A 24,260-nucleotide genomic window follows, 5' to 3' on the forward strand; every position below is an offset into this window, starting at 1 on the left:
TGACAGTCATTTATTTTTAATGTTAACTTTATTTATAAATAAGTTAACATTAGGGGTGGCAATTGTGGCTGTTAATAGTAACATGAGTGAAAAATCATCTTATACATATGAAGAATTATCGAAGAAGAATAAAGATTACGTATGGCACCCATTTACACAAATGAAAGATTATTTAGAAGAAGATCCTGTCATTATTGAACGTGGAGAGGGAAGAAAGCTATACGATGTAAATGGAAATGAATATTGGGACGGTGTTTCATCTATTTGGTTAAATGTTCATGGGCATCAAGTACCAGAACTAGATGAGGCAATTCGCGAGCAATTAAATAAAATTGCTCATTCTACTATGCTAGGACTTGCTAACGTTCCATCTATTTTATTAGCAGAAAAAATAATTGAAGTTGTACCAGAAGGTTTGAAGAAAGTATTCTATTCAGACTCTGGTTCTAGCGCCGTTGAAATTGCAATTAAGATGGCCTTTCAATATTGGCAGCATAAAGGAAAACCGAAAAAACAAAGATTTGTTACATTAAAAGAAGCATATCACGGTGACACGATAGGTGCTGTTTCAGTGGGGGCAATAGACTTGTTTCACCAAGTGTATAGTTCACTATTATTTGAGGCAATTAAAATGCCGTATCCATATACATATCGTTCTCCTTATGGAGATAATAAGGAACAAATTGTAAAGAAACATTTAGAAGAAATGGAAGAAATGCTACAAGAAAAACATGAAGAAGTAGCAGCTATTATTGTGGAGCCATTAATGCAAGGTGCTGGTGGGATGATTACAATGCCAAAAGGATACTTAAAAGGGCTTCGCCATTTATGTACAAAATACAATGTATTATTTATTACAGACGAGGTAGCGACTGGATTTGGGCGTACCGGAAAAATGTTTGCATGTGAACACGAGGATGTGACGCCAGACATTTTAACAGCCGGAAAAGGTTTAACAGGTGGTTATTTACCGGTGGCAATTACGGTAACGACAGATGAAATTTATAATGCCTTTTTAGGAGGCTATGAAGAACAAAAAACGTTTTTCCATGGTCATAGTTATACAGGGAATCCGTTAGGTTGTGCCGTAGCAATTGCAAATTTAGAACTATATGAAAAAACTAATTTAATAGAAGATGTTGCGCATAAAGCAGAATATGTAGCGGCACAATTAGAAGCTCTTAATGAATATAAGCACGTAGGAGATATTCGTCAGTGTGGGCTAATGGTTGGTATTGAACTTGTGAAGAATAAGGAAATGAAAGAATCGTTTGAATGGACAGAAAGAGTCGGTGTTCAAGTGTGTAAACGCTCAAGAGAGCTGGGCATGATTTTGCGACCACTCGGTAATACGATTGTATTTATGCCTCCTCTTGCATCTACGGTGGCTGAGATTGATGAGATGTTACGCATTTTATATAAAGCAATCTCGGATGTTACGGAGGGAGAGTAATGAGTGGTTTCTTTATAACAGCAACGGATACAGAAGTTGGCAAAACGGTAGTGACAGGAGCATTGGCAGGTATATTTCGAGAGCGTGGACATAATGTTGGTGTATATAAACCGTTGCAAAGTGGACATGTTGCATCAAATCCTGAGGGTGATGCAGCAAGGTTAAAAGCATTATCGGGTGTACCGACAGAAGAGGATGAAATTTGTCCTTATTCCATTGAAGAACCACTTGCTCCGAGACTTGCCATGAAAAGAGCTGGAAGGACAGTAACGTTAAAAGAAATTACTGCTCACTATAATGAACTACTAAAAGAGTTTAATAGCCTATTTGTAGAAGGAGCTGGTGGGCTTGCAGTTCCATATACAGAAGATGCTTTAGTGATTGATTTTGCAAAAGAATTACAGCTCCCTCTTATTGTAGTAGCGCGTCCGACACTAGGGACAGTTAATCATACTGTCTTAACAATTTCTTATGCAAAGGCACACGGTTTAACAGTAGCAGGTGTAATTTTGTCTGGTTGTAAAGAATGTGAAAAAGAAAGAGTGCAAGAAAACAAAGAAATGATTGAGGAGTTAAGTGGAGTACCTGTTTTAGGGTTATTACCATTCCTTGAAGGTGAGTTTACAAGGGAAGAATTATTGGAATCGGCAAAAGAACATATTATGATTTCAAAATTAGAGGAGCTCATCCAAAATGAATCAAATGTGGCGCACGCATCTTCAATCTAAAGTAGAACAATTAAAGGAGCAAGGGCAGTATCGTAATTTACATGTAACAGAGAAAGCGGAAGAGACATGGCTTATTCGAAATGAGAAAAGGATGCTAAATTTAGCATCAAATAATTATTTAGGGTTAGCTGGAGATGAAAGGTTGAAAGAAGCTGCTATTGTCTGCACAAAAAAATATGGAACTGGAGCGACTGCCTCTCGTCTCGTTGTAGGAAATTATCCACTGTATGAAGAGGTTGAGAGAAGTATATGTGATTGGAAAGGTACTGAAAAAGCTTTAATTGTAAATAGCGGGTATACAGCAAATGTAGGTGCTATATCTGCTTTATCCTGTCGTCACGATATGGTTTTTAGTGATAAATTAAATCACGCAAGTATTGTTGATGGAATTATATTAAGCGGAGCAGAGCATAAAAGATATCGTCATAATGATTTGGATCATTTAGAAAAGATGTTGCAAATAGCGTCACCAGAAAAGAGAAAATTAATCGTAACAGATACGATTTTTAGTATGGATGGAGATATTGCATATTTGAGAGGCTTAGTTCAGCTGAAAGAGAAATACGGGGCAATCATTATAGTTGATGAAGCACATGCAAGTGGAATATATGGAATCGGTGGAGCCGGATTATCTCATGTAGAAAAAGATATTGCTCAAAAAATTGATATACATATGGGGACGTTTAGTAAGGCTTTAGGGTGTTATGGTGCGTATTTAACGGGCGATTCCATTTATATAGAGTATTTACAAAATATGATGAGAAGCTTGATTTTTACTACAGCTTTACCACCAGGAACATTAGGGGCGATCCGAAAAGTAATTGAAATTGTGAAAGAAGATAACGAAAGAAGAGAGCGACTTATAGAGAATGGTGCATATTTCAGGACGCATTTACAAGAAGCTGGTTTTGATATTGGGAATAGCTCAACTCATATTGTACCGATTGTAGTTGGGTCAAATGAAAATACTTTACGGTTTAGTGAAAGGTTACAAGAGGTAGGTATCGCAGCCATTGCAATTCGTCCGCCGACTGTTCCAGTTGGTAGTTCTCGAGTCCGTTTTGCAGTTACGTCACAACATACAATAGCCGATTTAAAATGGGCTATTCAGCATATTATACGCATTGGTAAAGAAGAGGGGTTTTTAGTATGAAAGAGCTAAAGCTTATTTTTATTCCAGGATGGGGAATGGAAGAAGGTGTTTGGACTTTGGTTCTGCCGTATTTTAAAGGATATTCTGTTCAATGTATAGATTGGCGTAACGTGAAAGAACAAAGTGAATTTGCAGGGCGAATAATAGATGTAGCGCAGGATGAAAATGTAATTTTAGTTGGATGGTCACTAGGAGCGTTAGCGGCAGTACAAGCTTATAAAAAGATTAAGGCCCAAGGTATGGTACTAATTGGTGGTACCGCTAAATTTACCAATACAAGTGACTATACAAGTGGATGGAATTCCTTGCATCTAGAACGTATGAAAAAGAATTTAACGAGAAAAAAAGAAGATACTTTGAAGCGTTTCTATGAAAATATGTTTACAAAAAGTGAGCTGAGGGAGAATACGAGTTTTGAAGAGATTGCGCAGAAGTTTAAAGGAGACTCGATTCAGTCTTTACAATTAGGCTTAGATTATTTAATAGAAACAGATATGAGAAATGAAGTAATAGATATGAAAGCCCCGCTGTTACTCCTTCATGGAGAGCAGGATGTAATATGTCCATTGTCTGCAGCCCATAGTATGGCGAATAATACGAATGCCAACCTAAAAGTAGTAAGCGGTGCTGGGCATGCATTATGCGTAACGAATTTTGAATATTGCGCAAATGAAATTATTCAATTTGTAGAGGGGATACGACATGATCAACAAAACGTTACTGCAAAAACGGTTTAACGGGGCGGCTGTATCCTACGATCAATATGCAAATGTACAAAAAAAGATGGCGTATTCGTTACTTTCTACATTGAAGGAACGATATAGTGAAACATCATCGATACGTATTTTAGAACTTGGATGCGGGACAGGATATGTAACAGAGCAATTATCAAATTTATTTCCGAAAGCTCATATTACAGCTGTGGATTTTGCTGATGAGATGATTGCAGTCGCGAAAACTAGAAAAAGTTTGGAAAATGTGATGTTTCGATGTGAAGATATTGAACAATTAAAATTAGAAAATTCATATGATGTCATCATTTCAAATGCTACATTTCAATGGCTTAATGATTTAAAAGAGACAGTGAAAAATTTATTTAACTATTTGTCTGAAGAAGGAATATTATTATTTTCCACGTTTGGTAATACGACTTTTCAAGAATTGCATACGTCTTTTCAGCGTGCTAAGAAAGAAAAGGGGATACACAATTGTACTTCAATAGGACAACGATTCGTTTCGACAGAACAGTTAGTAAATATATGTGAAATGCCATTAGGAAATGTACATGTTTCTGAAACATGTTACATAGAAAGATTTGCAGAAGTTAGGGAGTTTCTACATTCTATTCGAAAAGTAGGAGCGACCAATAGTAATGAAGAGTCTTATTGTCAAAGCCCTTCACTCTTTCGTACGATGCTTCGTATATACGAAAGAGACTTCACGGAAAAAGAAGGGATAGTAGCAACATATCATGCTTTATTTACGTATATAACAAAAGAGGGGAAGAGATGAAATGAAACAAGTGCAAATAAAAAGGGATTGGAAAAAACTTGCATACGACGTAGTAGAAGAGAAAATGATTGCGAAAGAAGATGCAATTGCAATATTAGAAGCTGATGATACAGAGGTTTTAGAAATTATGAATGCAGCTTACATCATTCGCCATCATCATTTTGGTAAGAAAGTAAAGTTGAACATGATTATAAATACGAAATCTGGATTATGCCCTGAAGATTGCGGGTATTGTTCACAGTCTATTATTTCAGAAGCACCGATTGATAAGTATGCATGGTTAACACAAGAGAAAATTGTTGAAGGAGCGCACGAAGCAATTCGTCGTAAAGCAGGTACATATTGTATTGTTGCATCTGGTCGTCGTCCGACGAATAAAGAAGTGAATCACGTTATTGGAGCAGTTAAGGAAATTCGTGAAACGACAGATTTAAAAATTTGCTGTTGTTTAGGATTTTTAAATGAAGATCAAGCAGGTCAGTTAGCAGAAGCTGGTGTGCATCGTTATAATCACAATTTAAATACGCATGCCAACAATTATGATAGCATTTGTTCAACGCATACGTATGACGATCGTGTTGATACAGTCCAAAAAGCGAAGCAAGCCGGTATTTCTCCATGCTCTGGAGCAATTTTCGGAATGGGAGAAACGATTGAACAGCGCGCTGAAATTGCATTTGAATTACAACGTTTAGATGCGGATTCTATTCCATGTAATTTCCTTGTTGCTGTAAAGGGTACTCCGCTTGAAGGACAAAAAGAATTAACACCTGTAGAATGTTTAAAAGTGCTGGCGATGATGCGTTTTGTAAATCCAACAAAAGAAATTCGTATTTCAGGTGGTCGAGAACTTAATTTACGTTCTGTACAGCCACTTGGTTTATTTGCAGCAAACTCTATCTTTGTCGGGGACTATTTAACAACAGCTGGACAAGAGCCGACTGCGGACTGGGGTATGATTGAAGATTTAGGATTTGAGATTGAAGAATGTGCGCTATAAGATAGATGAAAAGCAAACTCTTTAAAGGGTTTGCTTTTTTTTGTAAATAAAATGTAATAAAAGTCCATTAACGCTTGATAGTAGTCACTTTTGGACGAGAAAAATAATTTTGTGGACGAATTTTCCAAGCCCTAATTGTACATAGTAAAAATGTAATTTATATCGGGTTGGAGGATTTTACATGTACAAATACATATTAACTATTATGACCTGTCTGATTTTAATAAAAGCGATAAGTGCTGATCCAGTTAAGGCGGCTGAAAATCCTGAACAAAAAGAAATGCAACAAAGAATTGAACAGCATTTTCGAACGAAAGCTGAACATTTTGGGCTTGAAACAGAAGGAAAAGATTTAAAAGAAGTGAGGAAGGAAATTTCTATTATAGAAGAAGCGGAAAAGAGAGAAAATGTGTGGAGAACAGCACAAGCTCTTCGTATAAAAACAGAAGGAAAAACGATGGATGAATTAATAGAAGATGTACGAAAAAAGGTGAGAAAATAAAAAAGAGGCCGTAGCCTCTTTTTTAAGCCCATTGTTTTGATAAATGAGCCATTTCGATCGCAGCAACTGCCGATTCATATCCTTTATTACCAGCTTTTGTACCTGCACGTTCAATCGCTTGTTCAATTGTTTCTGTCGTTAATACACCGAAAATAACTGGAATGTCCGTTTGTAGTGATAAAGACGCAACACCTTTTGCTACTTCATTACAAACGTAATCGTAATGTGTTGTAGCACCGCGAATTACTGTACCTAATGTAATAACAGCATCATATTTTCCGCTATTGGCCATCTTTTTAGCGATTAAAGGAATTTCAAATGCACCAGGAACCCATGCAACATCAATATCATTCTCTTCTACACCGTGACGCTTTAATCCATCTAAAGCTCCGCCAAGTAACTTACTTGTAATAAACTCATTAAAACGTCCAACAACAACCCCAACTTTTAATCCTGTACCAACTAAATGACCTTCGAATACCATAATGTATCTCTCCTTTAATTATAAAGTGAAACTATAATCAGTGGGGGGATTCATCCCCCGCTGATTATTAGCCCGCACCAATCGGGCCTTTACGGGCAGCCCGACTCCCACCTAACTTCTTTGCTCCAGCCGAATTTTGAGGTGGGAGTTTTACTGCCCGTTAATGCGGGATAAGTTTAGTAAATGTCCTAATTTGCTGACTTTCGTTTGTAAATACGTTTTGTTTTCTTCTTTTGTTGGCATTTGCAACGGTACCCGCTCGGTTACTTCTAAATCGTAACCTTGTAAGCCAGCAATTTTTCGTGGATTATTCGTTAATAATCGTAAACTTTGTAAGCCTAAATCTTTTAAAATTTGAGCACCAATACCGTAATCACGAAGATCAGCTGGGAATCCAAGTTTTTCATTTGCTTCTACAGTATCTAACCCTTCTTCTTGTAACTTATAAGCGCGAAGCTTATTCAGAAGGCCAATGCCTCGTCCTTCTTGTCTCATATAGAGAAGAACACCTTTTCCTTCACGCTCAATTTGAGCAAGTGCAGCATGTAACTGTGGTCCGCAATCACAGCGGCACGAACCAAATGCATCTCCTGTTAAGCATTCTGAATGAACGCGTACAAGTAAAGGTTCGCCTGTTGAAATATCACCTTTTACGAGCGCGATATGTTCTTTCGTATCTAATGAGTTAGAATAGCCAATTGCATGGAAATTACCGAAATCTGTAGGTAATGTAATTTCCACTTCTCTCGTCACAAGTGTTTCGTGATGGCGGCGATAAGCAATTAAATCTTCTATTGTAATCATTTTTATATCAAATTGTTTTGCGCACTCTAGTAAATCAGGTACACGTGCCATCGTACCGTCCTCATTTATAATTTCGCAAATGACTCCAGCTGGCTCAGCTCCGCAAAGTTTTGCTAAATCAACAGCAGCTTCTGTATGACCTGCGCGGCGAAGGACGCCACCTTCTTTCGCAATTAATGGAAAGATATGTCCAGGGCGGTTAAAATCAGTTCCTTTAGATGCGGGATTTAATAATTCCTGTATTGTTGTAGCACGCTCATGAGCACTAATGCCTGTTGTTGTAGAAACGTGATCGATGCTTACTGTAAAAGCAGTGTGATGTGAATCTGTATTATGAGATACCATTGGTTCTAACTGTAGACGTTCTGCGTACTCCTCCGTAATGGGTACACAAACGAGACCACGACCGTGTGTAATCATAAAATTAATCGTTTCTGGTGTAATGTACTCTGCTAAAGCAATAAAATCGCCTTCATTTTCTCGGTTTTCATCATCACATACGATAACAACTTTTCCTTGTTTTAAATCTTCTAGAGCTTCTTCAATACGATGAAACATTGTGCTTCCCCCTTATAGAAATCCGTTTTCTTGTAAAAAGTTTTCGGTCATTGACCCTGTTCTTTTTACTGGCTTTGAAATAAAGCGTTCGATATATTTTCCAATCATGTCACACTCAATGTTTACGATGTCTCCGGCTTTTTTTTCTCCGATGACAGATTCACTTACTGTGTGCGGGATGAGTGAAATTGTAATTGAAGATTCGTCTATATCAAATATTGTTAAGCTAGTGCCATCAACAGCAACGGATCCTTTATGCAAACAATAGCGTAGTAATTCATCAGAAATTGCTATTTTGTAATAGATGGCATTGTAATGTTGTTTTTTAGTTAAAATCGTACCGATGCCATCGATATGTCCGGTAACGAAATGGCCACCGAATCGTCCATTTGCAGCCATCGCCTGTTCTAAATTCACTTTGGCACTGGGCTTTAGCATACGAAGTGATGTTGCTTTCATTGTTTCAGGCATTGCGTCGACAGTGAATGAAGTAGTCGTAAAAGTAGTTACTGTTAAGCAAATGCCGTTAACCGCGATACTATCACCTAATTTGACATCGGATAAAATTTGATTCGCGCTAATAGTTAGCTTCATTGCTTCACCACTTTGAGTCATGCTTGATATCGTTCCTAACTCTTCTACGATTCCTGTAAACATTCCGTCACCTCGCTTTTTAAGGTTGCAACAATTTTTATGTCATTACCGATTTGTTTCATCTCTTGAATTGTTAAGGAAAGTGCATCTTGTAACTTCGAAAAACCAGCTCCGCCAAATAAGGTGGGTGCATCTTTTCCACCAATTAATTTCGGGCTTATATAGGTCACGATTTCATTAAAACTATTTGTTTTTAAGAAGTTTGCATGCACCGTTTGACCACCTTCAACGAACAGAGAAAGAATTTGTTTCTCACCGAGCAGGGATAGGACATCTTGTATTTCAATTTGCTGTGTTTTCATTTGGAATACAGCTATATTGTTAGATTCATAAGACGCTATTTTCTCTTTGTTTACATCCTTACCGACAATAATCCATGTCGGAGTTAAGCCATCTGTTATGACATGAGAAGATGGCGGCGTTCGTAAGTGGGTATCTAAAATAACGCGTATAGGATGTTTACCTCCGTTTGAAATTCGTGTTGTTAAGTGTGGATTATCAGTTAGAACTGTATTCACACCGACTAGAATAGCATCATGTATATGACGATATTGGTGAACGTCAGCGCGTGCTTCTTCGCCTGTAATCCACTTACTTTCACCGGTTACAGTTGCTGTTTTTCCATCTAAGCTCATTGCTGTTTTTATTGTTACAAAGGGACGTTTCGTTTTCATATAGTGAAAAAAGTATCGATTTAATAAAGTGGCTTCCGCCTCAAGAACACCAGTAGTTACCTCGATTCCAGCTTCTTCTAATCTCCTTTTTCCATTTCCGGAAACGAGTGGATTGCAATCAAGAGTAGCAATTACAACACGCTGAACTCCTTTTTCAATGAGTAATTCACAGCAAGGGGGTGTTTTTCCAAAATGGCTACACGGTTCAAGTGTTACATAAACGGTAGCGTCTTTTGCTCTTTCACCAGCCATGTGAAGAGCATGAACTTCAGCATGTTTTTCACCAGCACGCATGTGGGCACCCATTCCAACGATTTTCCCATCTTTAACAACAACGGCACCAACCATAGGATTTGGGCTTGTTTGTCCCGATGTTCCTTGTGCTAACTGCAAGGCAATCCTCATATATTCTTGATCTGTCATTCTTTTCACCTCTCCTGAAAAAATCAAAAAACCCCAAGGATTTTATATCCTTGGGGTTTGGGAGACGTGATTTCTAGAAATATAGTTCGAATACGAAAGTATAGGAAAGAAACCTAACGATGACTGATATTTTGGCATAAGGAAAAAACCTAGCAAAATATCAAATTCTTTCAACGCTAGTCGTATCTTTTTATTTCAGTATAGAAACATAAGTATACAAAATAAAACATATATAAAGATTCAAAATGAAACTTTAAAAATATGCATACTGAAATAAAAGTGTATTCGCTATATAAAATTACTAGAAAACATATCCTTCTCCCATCCAGACTATACTGTCGGCCCTAGAGTTTCACTAGATCCACCGTTTTCGCGTTGAAAACGGGTCACGGACTTAGAAGCTATCGCTTCATCACCGCCGGTTGGGAATTTCACCCGACCCCGAAGGATGTTGTTTGCTCACATTATAGCACAAAAAAGAAAAAAGCAAAGTGGAAAATATTCGAATGTGAAGAATTGTGTGAAAATATATGCCGATTTGAATGGGGACGGAAGTAATAGAAATGTTGAAAGGGGAAGGGCTGTATAGGCTTTGATCAAAAGAAAAAACATACACAAATAAATGTGCATGCTCTTTAAATATTTATTCTGCCTCTGGTGCTCTAACAACAGACTCGAATTTTCCTTTATGCGAAGCATCGCAATAAGGCATGTTTTTTGATAAACCACAACGACATAAAGAAAATGCTGGTTTTGCTGGGAATACATTCCCTTGTGAGTCAACTAATTCCACGTCCCCTGTAACGCGAAAAGAGCCATTATCATTCACTTTAATTTGTACTTTTGCCAACGTTATCCCTCCTTTCCAAACGCTTACTCTCATCATATAATTAGGGAGAGTACTTGACAATATAAAAAGAGCACTTTGTTTGAGAGAGAAGAGAGTGTTATAATAGTTTTTATAACTGACTAGAGTAAGGTGACGAAAGATGGATAAAAAATTACACACACTACAAAATATTGCAAATGAGCGCACATGGGCATCATTTTTGAATGATAATCATCCATATAGTTTACTTCATTGGTCAATCGCAGGTGTAGGACAAGAACCGAAAGATGTTTGGTTACTTCAAGATGAGGTGACTTTTCAAACGACGGAATTTCCAACGCTAGACGAGGCAGTAAAGTGGATTTCTGAAAATATGGAACAAGTTACAGACGTTTTAGCGCAGTAAAAAAACAGGCTTATGCAAGCCTGTTTTTTGTTTCTTTTACATATGTGTTTAAAAATTGATCGATGGCATCTTCGTACTCTTCTTTATTTTCATTATAAGAGCAAGCGTGTGCACCATGTTCTGCAATATAAAGCTGTTTATTATTTTCTTTCGCTTCATAAAGTGATTTCGTCATATCAGATAAAATATAGTCATCATCTTTACTATGAATAAAGAGAACCGGATTGTTAATATTTTTTATACAATCAATTGGTGAAACTTCACGAATTGTATAGCCATCACGAACTTTTAAAAAGGCATTTGCTAAAGGTAATAAAGGCCATTTTGGCAAATGAAACTCAACTTTCAAACGATGTTGTAACTGTCCATAAAAATCAGAGAAAGGACAATCAGCAATATAAAAATCAGCACCATCTTCTACAAGTCCTGCATATTGAAGAAGAGTTGCAGCACCCATAGACTCACCATGAATTCCGAGTGTAATATTCGTTCCGAAACGATCTTTTAGCCAGTCAACTACTGACTTTAAATCATGTTTTTCATAATAGCCATAACTTGTTGTTTTACCACCGGTTTTACCATGACGGCGATGATCATAAATAAATACGTTATATCCTCTATTTAAAAATAAGTTTGCATATTTAACGGAATTCATTTTATTTACAGTCACACCGTGGCAAAAAATCATAAATTTATTGGAATGACCAGCTGGCATGTAATATCCGTGAAGTTCGTATCCGAATTGAGAAGGGATGTGAACCTCTTCTTTTTGAATAGCCTTAAAATCGTCCAAATGAAAATGTTTTTTCGTTTCGCGTTCTAAAACTTCTTCCTCTGTTTTTTTCTTCAAGTACATAACTTTATTTGTAAAGAAAATCCCAATCGCAGTTAGTGCACCTAGTATAGTAAACAATGCTGTAAAAAAACGTTTCATACTTTACCTCATCCTCCAAATACCTCTACATGTGATACACTAACATTGTATCACAATGATGTGAAAAGGGGAGAAATCGTGTATGGTTCATATACAAAAAATCACACCAGAAATGAAAGAAGCAATTCAGGATTTTATGTGTGAAAACTGGGGAAGCTCAATGATGGTCTCGCGAGGCAGAGTACATCAATTAGAAGAATTACCTGGTTTTATTGCACTTATAAATAACAGAATAGTGGGAATTGTAACATATAAAGTGATAGAAAACATATGTGAAATTGTATCGTTAAATAGTTTTGAGGAAGGGAAGGGGATTGGTACAAAACTGGTGGATTGTGTGTTGCAAGTGGCAAAAGAGAACGAATGTAAAAAAGTGTGGCTTATTACGACGAATGATAATATGAACGCACTTCGTTTTTATCAAAAACGTAACTTCATGATGACGAACTTGTATATTGATGCGGTAAAGGAAGCGCGAAAAATAAAGAAAGAAATTCCGTTTATTGGTTATGATAATATCGCGATTTCACATGAAATTCAGCTGGAGTATATTTTTTCCCGCATTAACGGGCAGTAAAACTCCCACCTCAAAATTCAGTTGGAGCAAAGAAGTTAGGTGGGAGATCAACTGCCCGTAAACGCCCGATTGGTGAAGGCTAATAATCAGTGGGGGATGAACAAAACCCCCACTGATTAAAGTTTCACTTTATGAGTAGAGTGGAAATTGTGTAACAATTTTCAGAAATATAAAACAATAACCTTGACGAATGTTATATTTTGGTTTAATTTAAAATTGTAATCTATTACCATATTAAGGGGTGACGATGTGGCAACTATACGTGATGTTGCAAAATTGGCCGGTGTTTCAGTCGCAACCGTTTCAAGAGTCATTAACGAAAAAGGATATGTCCATGAAGATACGGTGAAACAAGTAAAAAAAGCAATTGAAGAATTACATTATAGACCGAATGCTACAGCAAAGCCTTTATTTAAACAGCCTTCAACGGTGATTGCATTACTTGTAGATAATTTGCATAATCCATCATACATCACTTTGCTCCGTTTCGTTGAGGAAATAGCATACAAAGAAGGGTATCAAGTAATAGTTTGTAATATAGAAAATAAGAATAGATACATAGATATGTTGGAGCAAAATAACATTGCAGGCGTTATAATGACGAAATCTGTTTTTCGAAGTATAGGAGAAATCTCACTTCCTTTCGCTGTGCTTGAAGAACGACAATCTCTTATGAGCTATTATGAAAGTGGACAGAAAGCTGTTTCTTTATTAAAAGAGAAAGGCTGCCAGTTTCTTGCTTATATCGGTGAGGGAGTAGAGAGTGAAGAAATGGAAGAGCATGTGGCAGGATTTCTAGATACTGCTTGGAAAGAAGGACTTTCTTATCGAGAGGAAATTGTACAAGGGTATACGAATCAACAGTTTCTTGAATTGTTACAAAAGCATCCATACATAGATGGGGTTGTAGCTTCAAGTGATAAGGTCGCTATTGAGCTAATCAGGGCGGCGAAAACTCTTAATATTCATATACCAGATAAGTTACAAATCATTGGATTTAACGGGAGTGTAGAGGGTGAATGGATAAGTCCATCATTAACGACGATTGGAAGTTATATCGAAGAAAATGGGGAAATAGCTTTTCAACAGTTAATAGGAAAAATAAAGAAGAAACAAGTGCGACAAGAAGAAGTGGAAACAGAATTTAGGTGCATTGAGAGAGAAACAACAAAGTAAAAGGTGCGTTTTTAAAACGCACCTTTTATAGTGTAATTGCGGCAATAAAGCCGAATATAAGTAACGGTATATTATAGTGTAGAAATGTTGGGACGCATGTATCCCATATATGATGGTGCTGACCATCAGCATTTAAACCAGACGTTGGTCCAAGTGTACTATCAGATGCTGGAGAACCTGCATCACCAAGTGCACCAGCTGTACCGATAATTGCGATTGTAGCCATGGGACTAAATCCGATCTGGACGCATAACGGTACGAAAATTGTTGTTAATATTGGGATGGTTGAAAAGGAAGAGCCAATTCCCATCGTAACGAGAAGTCCAATAATGAGCATAAGAAATGCAGCAAGCGGTTTATTATTTCCGATTATATGTGCACTCGTTTGCACAAGAGATTCAACATGTCCAGTTTTTCGAAGAACAGCGCCAAATCCAGCGGCAGAAATCATAACAAATCCGATAAAGGACATCATACGCATTCCACTTGTTAAAATAGCATCGGCTTCTTTAAGAGGGAGGCTACCGCTAACTGATAAGACGATAATACCTGCTAAAGCACCAAAAATCATTGATTCTGTTGCTAATTGCACAGTTAATGTAGCGAGTATTGATAATAAACCCAAAGTAATGCTTCTTTTCGTATAGGGAACGATTTCATTCTGTGCAGCATGAATTTGTTCTGTTTCATATGTACGTGGTTTTCTGTATGTAATGAAAACCGCTACACATAATCCGATAATCATACCGATTGCTGGAATAGTCATCGCTTTTGGAATAAGTGCGACATCAAATGTAAGACCGCTTTGCGCAGCATTTGTTTGCAATACGTCATGAAAAATTTTTCCGAACCCTGCTGGAACCCACATGTAAGGGGTAATTAACCCAAATGTAATAAGACATGTTACAAGCCTACGATCCACCCTCAGTTCATTTAATACTTTTAAAAGTGCTGGAATTAAGATTGGGATGAAAGCGATATGAACAGGGATAATATTTTGTGAGAAGCAAGCCATTGTTAAAATGATAAATAATATAAGTATTTTAGAATAGACTTGTTTTTTCGTGTCTTGTTCGTTGCCGATCCATTTTAAAGCTGATTGGATCATTGCATCAGGAAGTCCTGTTTTTGAAAGGGAAATAGCAAATCCACCGAGCATTGCGTAGCTTAATGCGATAGGAGCACTGTTCCCAAGACCGGCTGTAAAAGTACTAATTGTTTCTGAAATACCGAGTCCGCCGATAAGTCCGCCTGTTAAAGCTCCAACGATAATGGCGACAATGACTTGGACACGTAACAAACTAAGCAGTAGCATGACTGCTACTGCGATGAGTACAGCGTTCATAATAAATGTAATCTCCCTAATTTTTATTCTGTTAAGGCAAGCAAGTGTTTGTAGTGACATATACTTGCGACATATCATTATAAAATGTTTTCTATGAAATGTAAAAGCGCCTTTTGTTATTAATGTTGAAAAGATAGTTCTTGTTTAATTGATTGTAAAGATTTAGCGAATAACTCAGGCTCTTCTAAATCTGGAGAATGTGCCGAGTTTGGAAACCAAATCATCTTTTTAATAGGAGCTTGAATGATATCGCAATATTGTTGAACGAGTGCATAAGGAGTTTGATAATCATAGCGACCAGAACAAAAATAAACAGGAACAGATAAACTTGAAATAGATGAAAAGAAATCGATTGTCAGCATCTCTTCCCATAAAACTCCGGATTTTAAATTTCCTGCGAGAAATTTGAACCAATCTAATAGCGTATATTCAGGAGAAAAGAAGCCTTTTCGTATGAAAGAAAAGGAAGATCCATTTTGGATTGCTCCTCCGAATGTACCAAGCCACTTTCTTTGAATAATGAGGCGTCTCGTATCTAAAAAGGGTGGTTTCCCTAATTTTAAAAGAGAAGCTAATGCCTTTTTATGGTCATGCTTTTTGGCAGAGCTAATTAAATGTTGATATAGTAATTCTTCATTTTGCTTCATATGTACGATTTGACCGATGCCGATGTATGCTTCTATATATTCGGGACATTGATTAGCGATTTGTAGTCCGATAATACTTCCCCAAGAATGACCAGCGAGAAATAGTTTTTGCTTATTAAAGCGTTTGAGAAGATATTGAATAACCTTTTTTGCATCTGAAAAAAATTGATCAATCGTAAGATTTGTTTGGATGTCCCGCCATAAAAAGGATTTACCTGCCCCTCGCTGATCCCAATTAATAACGATAAAGTGCTTTTCTAACTCTTTTTGAAAATGGCGAATAAAGCCGATTTGTGCCATACCAGGACCGCCGTGACAGCATAATAAAATAGGCTGATCCACGTTTTGGCCGCGTATAAGGAGAGATTGTTTCCGGTCATTAATCATAACGCTTTCTATCGTAGCGATACTGTTAGGGATTAGTTGCTTCTTTTCGTTGTAAAACCGAGGGGTATGGCTACGAAAAAGCATATGTAAACCTCCTTTTCTTAAATGGTATGAATCGCACAGGCTCTTTCTTTTGCATATACTACTAGAAAATCATTGTATCATAACATACTGGTTTGATTTCAAGTTTAGGCGATTAAGAGAGGAGGGAGAATGTGACGATTGGAGAAATTATTGATTCTTTAAATAGACGCGAATCAATCGCTATTATAGCGAAACGGCTTGAAATGAGCCCATATACATTATCAAAGAAATTAAGGGTGATTGGATATGAATATGATGGAGAGCAGAAAAAACGTATCTTTATAGGTGATGGTGAAGAGCCACGTCATTTGCAAATACAAGAAGCTACTGCCCTTCAATATGCAAAAACAGACTATCAATTACTAATTTATGAACAATTACAAAGCATTTATGAATTGCTAAGAAAAAGAGAAGAAGTAAGTGTTCAAATTATAAGTAAGAGCACAGAGAAAAAGAAACGAACCTTTTCGATTAATATAGAAGTATTAGCAAGACTAGATGTTATATCGGAATCAAAAGGGATTCAAAAGTCTAAAATTGTAGAAGAAGCACTACAGGAGTTTTTGCAACGGTATGATGTTAATCATGAAACGTATCCAGAGAAATAAAAGAAAGGATACTATGTTCCATATAAGAGCGTGTATCCTTTCTTTTATTTCATTTTTTGTTTTGTTTCGAAAAGTAATATAGGAACCAAACGGCATGATTTTGTTCATCAGCTGCTGCGCGCTGAAATGTTTCTTTCACTTGTTGATTTGTCGTTCCGTCAGCAATTTCTAAGTAAAAATCAACTGTTCGTTGCTCATCTTGCCGAATTTCAAGGATTTGAGTTCGTTCATTTATGTCTGGAGCTAAAGTAGCTAATCTAGCATAAAAATGAATGGCGCTATATTCTCCATTAATTGCTTTCTCAATACTACGAATGTGTTTGTCGATACAATGTATCGTCATTGTTTGATAGAAATACATACAAATCTTCCCATTATAGTTTTCTATATACTACGAAGAAACAAGGGGCTATGTGCGTATCCTTTACTGCACTAGAAAAATGACAATACGTATGACTCTAAAAGAAGAAGCTCCTTGCATATAAAAGGAGCTTCTTCTTTCGAGTGTCACGCACTAGTTTGAATAGTATTTAATTGTTTTTTTGAATACGTCCATCAATAATCGGCTGAATTGGTTCTTTCACTTGTTTTACATAATCGACTAATGCTTCAAAATCGTTTGGACCAGTTTCAGCATTTTTTCCATTTTTAAAGGATACGAATCCATCACCGCCAGAAGCTAGGAAAGCATTTGCAACTACGCTATACGTTTTAGAGGGAACTAATTCTTCACCATTTGTTAAACGGATATTCGTAACCTTTTCGTTATTTGGTTTGTTTGCATCCCAAGTGTATTGAATACCTGAAATTTGAAGCATTCTCGTTGCTCCTTTTTGCCATTGTTGATTTAATATATCACGAATATCTTGACCTGTTAGATCTACTTTAATTAATTGGTTTCCGAAAGGCTGAATGCCGTATAATTCGCCCCATGTAATATCTCCAGCGTCTAGATCATTACGAATTCCACCAGGATTCATAAGAGCGATTTGTGTTTGCATAGTTTGGCGCTGGGCATCCGCAACTAAATTTCCAAGTGTAGATTCACCAGCATCGTTTTGTTTACGGTCGATAGGTGCTGTAGATTTTCCGACTACTTCATTTACAAGAGGTGCGATTTTTTCTTTATATTGATCTAACTTTTGTTTTACTTGTTTGTCAGGCTCTACACCTTCATGGTACGTTGTAATAACTTCAGCTTTTTTCTTCACAATATCTTTTGTTTTTCTATCAATCGTTACATCTACATCAGAGAAAGCCATCCCGTAAGAGTTCGCCTGCACGATAAGTTTATTATTTACAGTACCATTTACGTACGTATGACTATGTCCGCCGAAAATAACATCAACTTCTGGATCTGTTTCATTTGCAATTCGAGTGAGGTCTCCATTTGTTACACCAGACTCATCAGTTGTTCCGCCGACATGTGCAAGGACTACGATAGATTTAACGCCGAGACGCTTTAATTGTTGTGTGGATTTATTAATAGCCTCTACTTCATCAGTGATTTCTACATTTTTAAGCATAGTAGGCATAACGACATTTGGTGTATCCGTTGTAACAACTCCAATGAACCCTACAGGAACTCCGTCAACCATTTTTACAGTGAATGGTGGTAAAAATAAGCGGCCAGTTGATTTATTATAGAAGTTTGCAGCGACATAAGGGAAGTTTGCTCCTTTGAAATTCCCTGTTTTTTCGTGATATCCACCGTAAATGAGGCGTTTCATTTCATCAATACCTTCATCAAATTCATGGTTTCCGATTGTACCAACATCAAACTTTAAGTCATTTAAAAATTCAATTGTTGGTTCGTCTTGTAATAATGCGGAAACTGGTGGGCTGGCTCCGACAATATCACCGGCATGTACGAGAAGTGTATTAGGGTTTTGTTTTTTGCGTTCTTTTAAATAAGTAGCTAAATAATCAGCGCCACCAGCTTCTTTATTGTTAACTTTTTTTACAGTATCTAGTTGACCATGTAAATCATTAATACCAAGCATTTGTACGTCTATGTATCGGTTTTGTTCGGCAGGAGTCTGAGATGGAGGAGCGGCGAATACGCTTGAAAAAGTAATAGTACTTAAAACAGCAACAGCAGGAATAATTTTTTTCCACATAATTAATTTCTCCTTTTTTTATAATCTGACATCATACGACATAATTTTAATAGATTACTAGGATTATATCCATATAAAAATTTAGTTTTTTCGAAAAATTAACATATTTACAAAAGATAAATAATAGAGTAGGGAACCTTTTTTATTGTCGATTTCGCCGTGTATCCTCTATAATGGAGAAAAAAGTAAAAGGTGAATAGTATGAAGAAAAAGAAGCAAAGACAAACACAAAGACACTCTCAAATGAATCAACCAGAGAAAGAATCACTTACACTAGGTGATCAATTGAACGATTCGTTAATGCAACAATTAAAGAATAAGAAAAAAGAGTTGCAAGTGAGAGAAGAGAAAAAAGAGGCAGCAGAACAAGAAAGAAAGCGTAAAGAACAAAAAGAACGTGAAAAGAATAAATCATTTGAAGAACTGTTAAGTGAAAGTAGCCTTACTTGGAAAGACTTTAAATAATAAAAAGATGATCAGTGAAATGCCACTGATCATTTTTTTGACGAGTTTGTAAGAAAAGGGGAGTTAGAATGAGGAAAATTGTAGTCGTTCCGTATGAAAATCATTGGAGTGAGAAATTTCAAATGGAGGCCGAAAGATTAAAATCGGCGATGCCAGAAACGGTAAAAATCCATCATATTGGAAGTACGTCAGTGCCAGGACTAGCAGCTAAACCTATTATTGATATGATCATGGAAGTAGAAAGTATCGACAGAGTAGATCATTGGAATGAACGATTTAAAGAGCTTGGTTACATCGTGAAAGGGGAAAATGGTATTTCAGGTCGTCGTTTTTTTATTCATGGAACTGAGGAAAAACGCTCGTATCACTTACACGTATTTGAAAAAGAAAATCCTGAGATAGTAAGGCATTTAGCATTTCGTGATTATATGATGGCTCATTGTGAAGAAGCAGAAGCGTATGCGACTTTAAAGAAAGAACTAGCTGAAAAATATACATATGATGGCACGTTGTATACAGAAGGAAAAAATGAATTTGTACGTAATGTTGATGAAAAAGCGAAGAAATGGATAGAAAGTAACGTGAACGACTGAGTTCATGTTATTTTCTAAAGGGGTATAAAATTATTATGTAAACTGTACGTATGTTTTGACATTTTGAATAAATCTTGTTGAAATAAAGTGGTGGTTTATAAAAAATGTAACATTGAAAGGGAGAACGACTGTGCATATTCCAACAACTACACTTCATAATGGCGTGAAAATGCCGATGATTGGTCTAGGCGTTTATAAAGCGAAAGAAGGCGACGAAGTTAAACAAGCAGTAAAAACAGCGTTAGAAGTTGGATACCGTTCGATTGATACAGCAACTGTATATGAAAATGAAAGCGGTGTCGGAGAAGCGGTTCGTGAATCTGGAATCCCGAGAGAAGACATATTTATTACAACAAAAGTTTGGAACGACGATCAAGGGTACGAGGAGACGCTCGAGGCGTTTGAAAAAAGTTTAAAGAAATTACAAATGGAGTATGTAGATTTATATTTAATCCATTGGCCGATAAGAGGGAAGTATGTTGATACGTACCGTGCTTTAGAAAAGCTATATGAAGAAGGTAAAGTGCGCGCGATTGGTGTTTCTAATTTTCATAAACATCATTTAGAACTGTTATTACCAAATTGTAAAGTGAAGCCGATGGTAAACCAAGTTGAACTTCATCCGATGTTAGCGCAATTTGAATTGCGTGATTTCTGTCAAGGTGAGCAAATTCAGATGGAAGCGTGGAGTCCTTTAATGAGAGGCGGCGAAGTATTCCAGCATCCAATTATTCAGGATATTTCTAAAAAATATGAAAAGTCACCTGCACAAGTTATATTAAGGTGGGATATTCAAAGTGGGATTGTGACTATTCCTAAATCTGTTACGCCATCTCGTATTAAAGAGAACTTTACTATTTTTGATTTCTCATTAACTGAAGAAGAGATGGATCAAATTAATACGTTAAATCGTAATTTACATGTAGGAACGAATCCTGATAAATATGATACGTTATAAAAAAAGACTGCCGCCTAGTGTTGGGGGGCAGTCTTTTGCTTTTATCGGTATCAATATTTTAGCGATGCAAAGCATATGAATCATACTTAACAATCTTTTGAAGTTGTACATATTCTTCTTTTGTTAAAGATAACTGTTGGCTAGCTTGTATATTTTCTTGCAATTGTTGAATAGAGCTTGCACCAGGTATAACAGCTGCAACAGTTTCGTTATGTAAGCAATATTGAATAGCTGTTCCTGTTAAAGAGCTTTCCCCGATTATTTCTTTTACACTCGCGAGTGTCGAATATAACTCATCGTAAGAATAAGAGAGGTAATCTTTTTCTTTTACTCTTTCTATCTTTCTTGCATTATTGTTAGTTAAAATCCCTTTTGCAAGTGGTCCGCGAGCAATAACGCTAATTTGCTGTTCATTAAGAAGCGGGAACCATTCTTCAGGGCGACGATTTAAAAGGCTGTATTCCATTAATATGCTAACGATATTTGATCGTTTTGCATACTCACGAATGACATTTGGACGTATAGAAGAGATACCATAATGACGAATAATCCCTTCTTTTTTTAATTCTTCAAAGGCTTCAACTGTTTCATCTATAGGATCTTCAATCGTCCCGCCATGCAGTTGATATAAATCAATATAATCTGTTTGAAGTCTACGTAAACTCTCTTTTACTTCGGTCTTTATATAAGCTTTAGAAGGATCCCAAGACCAACCGTTTTTTTCTTCTGTCCATCGATTTCCAACCTTTGTTGTAAGAACAATTTGGTCGCGTTTTCCTTTCAGAGCTTTTCCAACAAATTCTTCATTTAATCCATAATCGTATAAGTCCGCTGTATCAAAAAAATTAATTCCTAAATCGATTGCCTCATCGATAATACGCATAGCTTCAGCCTCAGATGCACCGAGAGACATACAGCCAAATCCAATTTCCGTAACATATAAATCTGAGTTTCCTAATTGACGTTTTTTCATAGGTCAACCTCCTTACCTTTATTGTACGAAAGGGGAAGGAGGTTGACAAACGTTTACTTTTTATTTGCTGTAATCCACTCTTGTACAGTTGTATACTCTTTTCCATATTGTTTTAGCTTATGACGAATTTGCCATGCTTTGCCGACTAAAGTGACGCGATTTGGTAAAATGTAAACTTTCATTTCTATCACGCTCCTTTCAATGTGGTAAAATGTATGAAGAACGATTAGGAAATAGAACAGGGAGATGAAGTAGTATGAGTAATCTTGCAGAAAGAACAGTAAAAACTGAACCGATTTTTGATGGTAGAGTTATAAAAGTTCGTGTTGATGATGTAGTATTACCAAATGGAGAAATGAGTAAACGTGAAATCGTAAATCACCCTGGGGCAGTTGCTATTATTGCTATTACTGATGAGGGGAAAATTGTACTCGTTGAGCAGTATCGTAAAGCTCTCGAAAAGGCAATTGTGGAAATTCCTGCTGGGAAGTTAGAACCTGGGGAAAAGCCAGAGGTGACAGCAGTTCGTGAATTAGAAGAAGAAACAGGATATGTATGTGAAAATATGGAGCTTATTACATCTTTCTATACATCACCTGGTTTTGCAGATGAGATTTTATATGTATATAAAGCGACAGGATTAAAACAAAAAGAAAATAAAGCAGCTTTAGATGAAGATGAATTTGTGGAATTAATGGAAGTGTCATTAGAAGAAGCGATTGATCTTATGAAAGACCTTCGCATACATGATGCTAAGACGATGTTTGCAGTACAATATTTACAATTACAAAAATAAACACTCGCCTAAGGCGAGTGTTTTTAGTTGATTTTTGCATATACACGTGCATCGCGTAAGCTGCCATCGGGTGCTAGGAAATCATTTTCCATTGTACCTTCTAAAATAAATTCTAGACGTTCTGCTAAGTTACATGCGTTTATATTTGTTGCATCAGTACGAATTTCAATTCTTCTAGCACCTAGTTTATCAAATGCAAATTGAATCGCACCTTTAATGGCTTCTGTCATATAGCCATGCTTTGTATAAGCGCTATGTAGCCAAAAGTGAAGTGAAAACTTTGGAATATCCCAGTTTTCAGGCTTGAGCGTAATAGCTCCGATGAATGTACCAGATACTTTATCGTATAAGTGGAAATCAAGTGTTTCACGAAGTAAAAACTGTCCGTGAGCTTCGCGAACAATTTCTTCAGCACGTTCTTCTGTTTCAGCTGTAATTGGCATCCATGGTAATAAGTCTTCTAGCGAAGCTTGGATTGCTTCATATACTTCTGTTCCATCACCTGGAAACGGCTTACGTACTTGCAAGCGCTCAGTTTGAAATAATGTTGGAAAATCTAATAATAATGGTTTCAAGAGAAATCCCTCCTATTCTCTACTTTTTAGTTTAGCAAAGTAGAGCGGAATTTCAATGCTAATTCGTCATACTTTTTTTCTTTCTTTCATACATTTTTAGTAAGAGTGTGAACGGAGGGAAGGAAAATGTGGCGAAAAACGTGGCAAGACCGTGTAATGTCTCACATACAGGAAAATTCTTCACTATATATATTTAATGCAGTTTTATTACTGATGGGAGTAATATTTGGAGCGATTCTTGTGAATAGTTTACAAATAAACCAAAAGCAAGATTTATCATTTTATTTACAGCGTTTTTTTGGACAAGTTTCTAAAGGAGAATTTGCTGTCGCAGGCGAAATGTTTCGAGAAAGTTACTTTTCGCAATTAAAATATATCGGCTTTATTTGGATTTTGGGGATTTCAATTATTGGGTTGCCGCTCATTTTTATCTTACTATTTTTAAAAGGGGTAGTTGTTGGATTTACAGTAGGTTTTTTAGTAAGTCAGCACGGATGGAATGGACTATTATTAGCATTTGTATCTGTATTGCCACAAAATTTAATTATAATTCCTGTATTTCTCGTAATGACAACAATTGCTGCAAGCTTTTCCTTACGCATGATTAGGCATCAATTTATTCGGAAAATAACTGAGCCACTATTACCGTTATTAATTCGCTATACATGCTTTTTTCTCGTGATTGGAGCGGTATTAGCTATTGCTTCCAGTGTCGAAGTGTATGCATCACCAGTTTTAATGAAAGAAGTTGTGGAGGCTATTAACAAACAATAAATGTTTTTTGAGAATAATTATCAATTTGTTTTTATTGTTTTTCTTTTGACAGGAGCCCTTCTTCTGAT

29 protein-coding genes and 1 riboswitch are annotated in these 24,260 nt (G+C 36.6%); of the genes, 16 read left to right on the forward strand and 13 right to left on the reverse strand.

Annotated features, from left to right (window positions below; genetic code table 11):
* Positions 1–19 precede the first annotated feature (19 nt).
* The 7 genes from bioA (at position 20) to DET63_RS15025 (ending at position 6,348) form a co-directional block, all read left to right on the forward strand.
* Complete coding sequence (gene bioA / locus DET63_RS14995) at positions 20–1,453, forward strand: adenosylmethionine--8-amino-7-oxononanoate transaminase (protein ID WP_113937116.1); 1,434 nt, start codon at positions 20–22, stop codon at positions 1,451–1,453.
* Positions 1,453–2,181, forward strand: a complete 729-nt coding sequence (gene bioD, locus DET63_RS15000; RefSeq protein WP_113937117.1) for a dethiobiotin synthase — start codon at positions 1,453–1,455, stop codon at positions 2,179–2,181. Before bioA ends, bioD begins: the two co-directional genes overlap by 1 nt.
* Positions 2,147–3,334, forward strand: a complete 1,188-nt coding sequence (gene bioF / locus DET63_RS15005) for an 8-amino-7-oxononanoate synthase (protein ID WP_113937118.1) — start codon at positions 2,147–2,149, stop codon at positions 3,332–3,334. The genes bioD and bioF overlap by 35 nt, the downstream gene beginning before the upstream one ends.
* Entirely contained in the window at positions 3,331–4,071 is a 741-nt protein-coding gene (locus tag DET63_RS15010; RefSeq protein WP_113937119.1) for an alpha/beta fold hydrolase, read from the forward strand. The genes bioF and DET63_RS15010 overlap by 4 nt, the downstream gene beginning before the upstream one ends.
* Positions 4,037–4,846, forward strand: coding sequence for a malonyl-ACP O-methyltransferase BioC (gene bioC, locus DET63_RS15015; RefSeq protein ID WP_113937120.1), 810 nt, complete (start codon positions 4,037–4,039; stop codon positions 4,844–4,846). The genes DET63_RS15010 and bioC overlap by 35 nt, the downstream gene beginning before the upstream one ends.
* Before the next feature lies 1 nt (position 4,847).
* Positions 4,848–5,846, forward strand: coding sequence for a biotin synthase (gene bioB / locus DET63_RS15020; protein WP_113937121.1), 999 nt, complete (start codon positions 4,848–4,850; stop codon positions 5,844–5,846).
* Positions 5,847–6,027: 181 nt separating this feature from the next.
* Positions 6,028–6,348 (forward strand): hypothetical protein, encoded by a 321-nt coding sequence (locus DET63_RS15025; RefSeq protein WP_002088493.1) that lies wholly within the window; start codon positions 6,028–6,030, stop codon positions 6,346–6,348.
* A gap of 22 nt (positions 6,349–6,370) precedes the next feature.
* On the opposite strand, the gene ribH is transcribed toward DET63_RS15025, so the two are convergent.
* The 5 genes from ribH to DET63_RS15050 all read right to left on the reverse strand — a co-directional run bounded on the left by ribH (position 6,371) and on the right by DET63_RS15050 (position 10,795).
* A complete protein-coding gene (gene ribH / locus DET63_RS15030; protein ID WP_000230892.1) occupies positions 6,371–6,832 on the reverse strand; it encodes a 6,7-dimethyl-8-ribityllumazine synthase in 462 nt (153 codons plus the stop codon).
* Between the two features lie 150 nt (positions 6,833–6,982).
* On the reverse strand, positions 6,983–8,194 hold the full coding sequence (gene ribBA / locus DET63_RS15035) for a bifunctional 3,4-dihydroxy-2-butanone 4-phosphate synthase/GTP cyclohydrolase II (protein WP_113937122.1): 1,212 nt from the start codon (positions 8,192–8,194) through the stop codon (positions 6,983–6,985).
* A 12-nt stretch (positions 8,195–8,206) separates the two neighbouring features.
* Positions 8,207–8,851, reverse strand: coding sequence for a riboflavin synthase (gene ribE, locus DET63_RS15040; protein ID WP_113937123.1), 645 nt, complete (start codon positions 8,849–8,851; stop codon positions 8,207–8,209).
* Entirely contained in the window at positions 8,833–9,945 is a 1,113-nt protein-coding gene (gene ribD / locus DET63_RS15045; RefSeq protein WP_113937124.1) for a bifunctional diaminohydroxyphosphoribosylaminopyrimidine deaminase/5-amino-6-(5-phosphoribosylamino)uracil reductase RibD, read from the reverse strand. The genes ribE and ribD overlap by 19 nt, the downstream gene beginning before the upstream one ends.
* 309 nt (positions 9,946–10,254) lie before the next feature.
* A riboswitch (FMN riboswitch) is annotated at positions 10,255–10,398 on the reverse strand.
* 190 nt (positions 10,399–10,588) lie between these two features.
* Positions 10,589–10,795 carry a CDGSH iron-sulfur domain-containing protein gene (locus tag DET63_RS15050; RefSeq protein ID WP_001151582.1) on the reverse strand — a complete coding sequence of 69 codons (207 nt, stop codon included), beginning with the start codon at positions 10,793–10,795 and terminating at the stop codon, positions 10,589–10,591.
* 139 nt (positions 10,796–10,934) lie between these two features.
* Here DET63_RS15050 and DET63_RS15055 point away from each other — a divergent pair, with 139 nt between their 5' ends.
* Positions 10,935–11,180, forward strand: a complete 246-nt coding sequence (locus tag DET63_RS15055) for a DUF2552 family protein (protein ID WP_002014992.1) — start codon at positions 10,935–10,937, stop codon at positions 11,178–11,180.
* Positions 11,181–11,190: 10 nt separating this feature from the next.
* Here DET63_RS15055 and DET63_RS15060 read toward each other — a convergent pair whose 3' ends face one another.
* Positions 11,191–12,114, reverse strand: a complete 924-nt coding sequence (locus DET63_RS15060; protein WP_002014993.1) for an alpha/beta hydrolase — start codon at positions 12,112–12,114, stop codon at positions 11,191–11,193.
* A gap of 82 nt (positions 12,115–12,196) precedes the next feature.
* Between DET63_RS15060 and DET63_RS15065 the strand changes: the two genes are divergently transcribed.
* Both DET63_RS15065 and DET63_RS15070 read left to right on the forward strand, forming a co-directional pair.
* Entirely contained in the window at positions 12,197–12,691 is a 495-nt protein-coding gene (locus DET63_RS15065; protein ID WP_002138223.1) for a GNAT family N-acetyltransferase, read from the forward strand.
* 249 nt (positions 12,692–12,940) lie between these two features.
* Positions 12,941–13,867: a LacI family DNA-binding transcriptional regulator gene (locus DET63_RS15070; RefSeq protein WP_002138222.1), complete on the forward strand. Its 927-nt coding sequence runs from the start codon at positions 12,941–12,943 to the stop codon at positions 13,865–13,867.
* 25 nt (positions 13,868–13,892) lie between these two features.
* Here DET63_RS15070 and DET63_RS15075 read toward each other — a convergent pair whose 3' ends face one another.
* Positions 13,893–15,212 carry a Na+/H+ antiporter family protein gene (locus DET63_RS15075; protein WP_113937125.1) on the reverse strand — a complete coding sequence of 440 codons (1,320 nt, stop codon included), beginning with the start codon at positions 15,210–15,212 and terminating at the stop codon, positions 13,893–13,895.
* Between the two features lie 119 nt (positions 15,213–15,331).
* The gene (locus tag DET63_RS15080; protein ID WP_002138220.1) at positions 15,332–16,330 is read right to left on the reverse strand and encodes an alpha/beta fold hydrolase; all 999 of its coding nucleotides are present in this window, start codon (positions 16,328–16,330) and stop codon (positions 15,332–15,334) included.
* 131 nt (positions 16,331–16,461) lie between these two features.
* Between DET63_RS15080 and DET63_RS15085 the strand changes: the two genes are divergently transcribed.
* Complete coding sequence (locus tag DET63_RS15085; protein WP_002014948.1) at positions 16,462–16,938, forward strand: ribbon-helix-helix domain-containing protein; 477 nt, start codon at positions 16,462–16,464, stop codon at positions 16,936–16,938.
* Between the two features lie 49 nt (positions 16,939–16,987).
* On the opposite strand, the gene DET63_RS15090 is transcribed toward DET63_RS15085, so the two are convergent.
* Positions 16,988–17,299, reverse strand: coding sequence for a ferritin-like domain-containing protein (locus DET63_RS15090; RefSeq protein WP_113937126.1), 312 nt, complete (start codon positions 17,297–17,299; stop codon positions 16,988–16,990).
* Between the two features lie 169 nt (positions 17,300–17,468).
* Positions 17,469–19,058, reverse strand: coding sequence for a bifunctional metallophosphatase/5'-nucleotidase (locus tag DET63_RS15095; RefSeq protein ID WP_113937127.1), 1,590 nt, complete (start codon positions 19,056–19,058; stop codon positions 17,469–17,471).
* A gap of 201 nt (positions 19,059–19,259) precedes the next feature.
* On the opposite strand from DET63_RS15095, the gene DET63_RS15100 reads away from it, so the two are divergent.
* The 3 genes from DET63_RS15100 to DET63_RS15110 all read left to right on the forward strand — a co-directional run bounded on the left by DET63_RS15100 (position 19,260) and on the right by DET63_RS15110 (position 21,074).
* Positions 19,260–19,523 carry a YqkE family protein gene (locus tag DET63_RS15100; RefSeq protein ID WP_002014945.1) on the forward strand — a complete coding sequence of 88 codons (264 nt, stop codon included), beginning with the start codon at positions 19,260–19,262 and terminating at the stop codon, positions 19,521–19,523.
* Positions 19,524–19,591: 68 nt separating this feature from the next.
* The gene (locus tag DET63_RS15105) at positions 19,592–20,116 is read left to right on the forward strand and encodes a GrpB family protein (RefSeq protein ID WP_113937128.1); all 525 of its coding nucleotides are present in this window, start codon (positions 19,592–19,594) and stop codon (positions 20,114–20,116) included.
* Between the two features lie 130 nt (positions 20,117–20,246).
* Complete coding sequence (locus DET63_RS15110) at positions 20,247–21,074, forward strand: aldo/keto reductase (RefSeq protein ID WP_113937129.1); 828 nt, start codon at positions 20,247–20,249, stop codon at positions 21,072–21,074.
* A gap of 58 nt (positions 21,075–21,132) precedes the next feature.
* On the opposite strand, the gene DET63_RS15115 is transcribed toward DET63_RS15110, so the two are convergent.
* Together DET63_RS15115 and mciZ are read right to left on the reverse strand one after the other, a co-directional pair.
* Positions 21,133–22,047 (reverse strand): aldo/keto reductase, encoded by a 915-nt coding sequence (locus DET63_RS15115; protein ID WP_002192597.1) that lies wholly within the window; start codon positions 22,045–22,047, stop codon positions 21,133–21,135.
* Positions 22,048–22,100: 53 nt separating this feature from the next.
* On the reverse strand, positions 22,101–22,229 hold the full coding sequence (mciZ, locus tag DET63_RS15120) for a Z-ring formation inhibitor MciZ (protein WP_000870295.1): 129 nt from the start codon (positions 22,227–22,229) through the stop codon (positions 22,101–22,103).
* A 74-nt stretch (positions 22,230–22,303) separates the two neighbouring features.
* Here mciZ and DET63_RS15125 point away from each other — a divergent pair, with 74 nt between their 5' ends.
* A complete protein-coding gene (locus DET63_RS15125) occupies positions 22,304–22,843 on the forward strand; it encodes an NUDIX domain-containing protein (RefSeq protein WP_002014941.1) in 540 nt (179 codons plus the stop codon).
* 23 nt (positions 22,844–22,866) lie between these two features.
* On the opposite strand, the gene DET63_RS15130 is transcribed toward DET63_RS15125, so the two are convergent.
* The gene (locus tag DET63_RS15130) at positions 22,867–23,418 is read right to left on the reverse strand and encodes a GNAT family N-acetyltransferase (protein ID WP_002033881.1); all 552 of its coding nucleotides are present in this window, start codon (positions 23,416–23,418) and stop codon (positions 22,867–22,869) included.
* A gap of 126 nt (positions 23,419–23,544) precedes the next feature.
* Between DET63_RS15130 and spoIIM the strand changes: the two genes are divergently transcribed.
* Positions 23,545–24,192 (forward strand): stage II sporulation protein M, encoded by a 648-nt coding sequence (gene spoIIM / locus DET63_RS15135; RefSeq protein WP_002014939.1) that lies wholly within the window; start codon positions 23,545–23,547, stop codon positions 24,190–24,192.
* Positions 24,193–24,260 lie beyond the last annotated feature (68 nt).

This window comes from Bacillus sp. DB-2 (assembly GCF_003315125.1).
Taxonomy (GTDB): Bacteria; Bacillota; Bacilli; order Bacillales; family Bacillaceae_G; genus Bacillus_A; species Bacillus_A mycoides.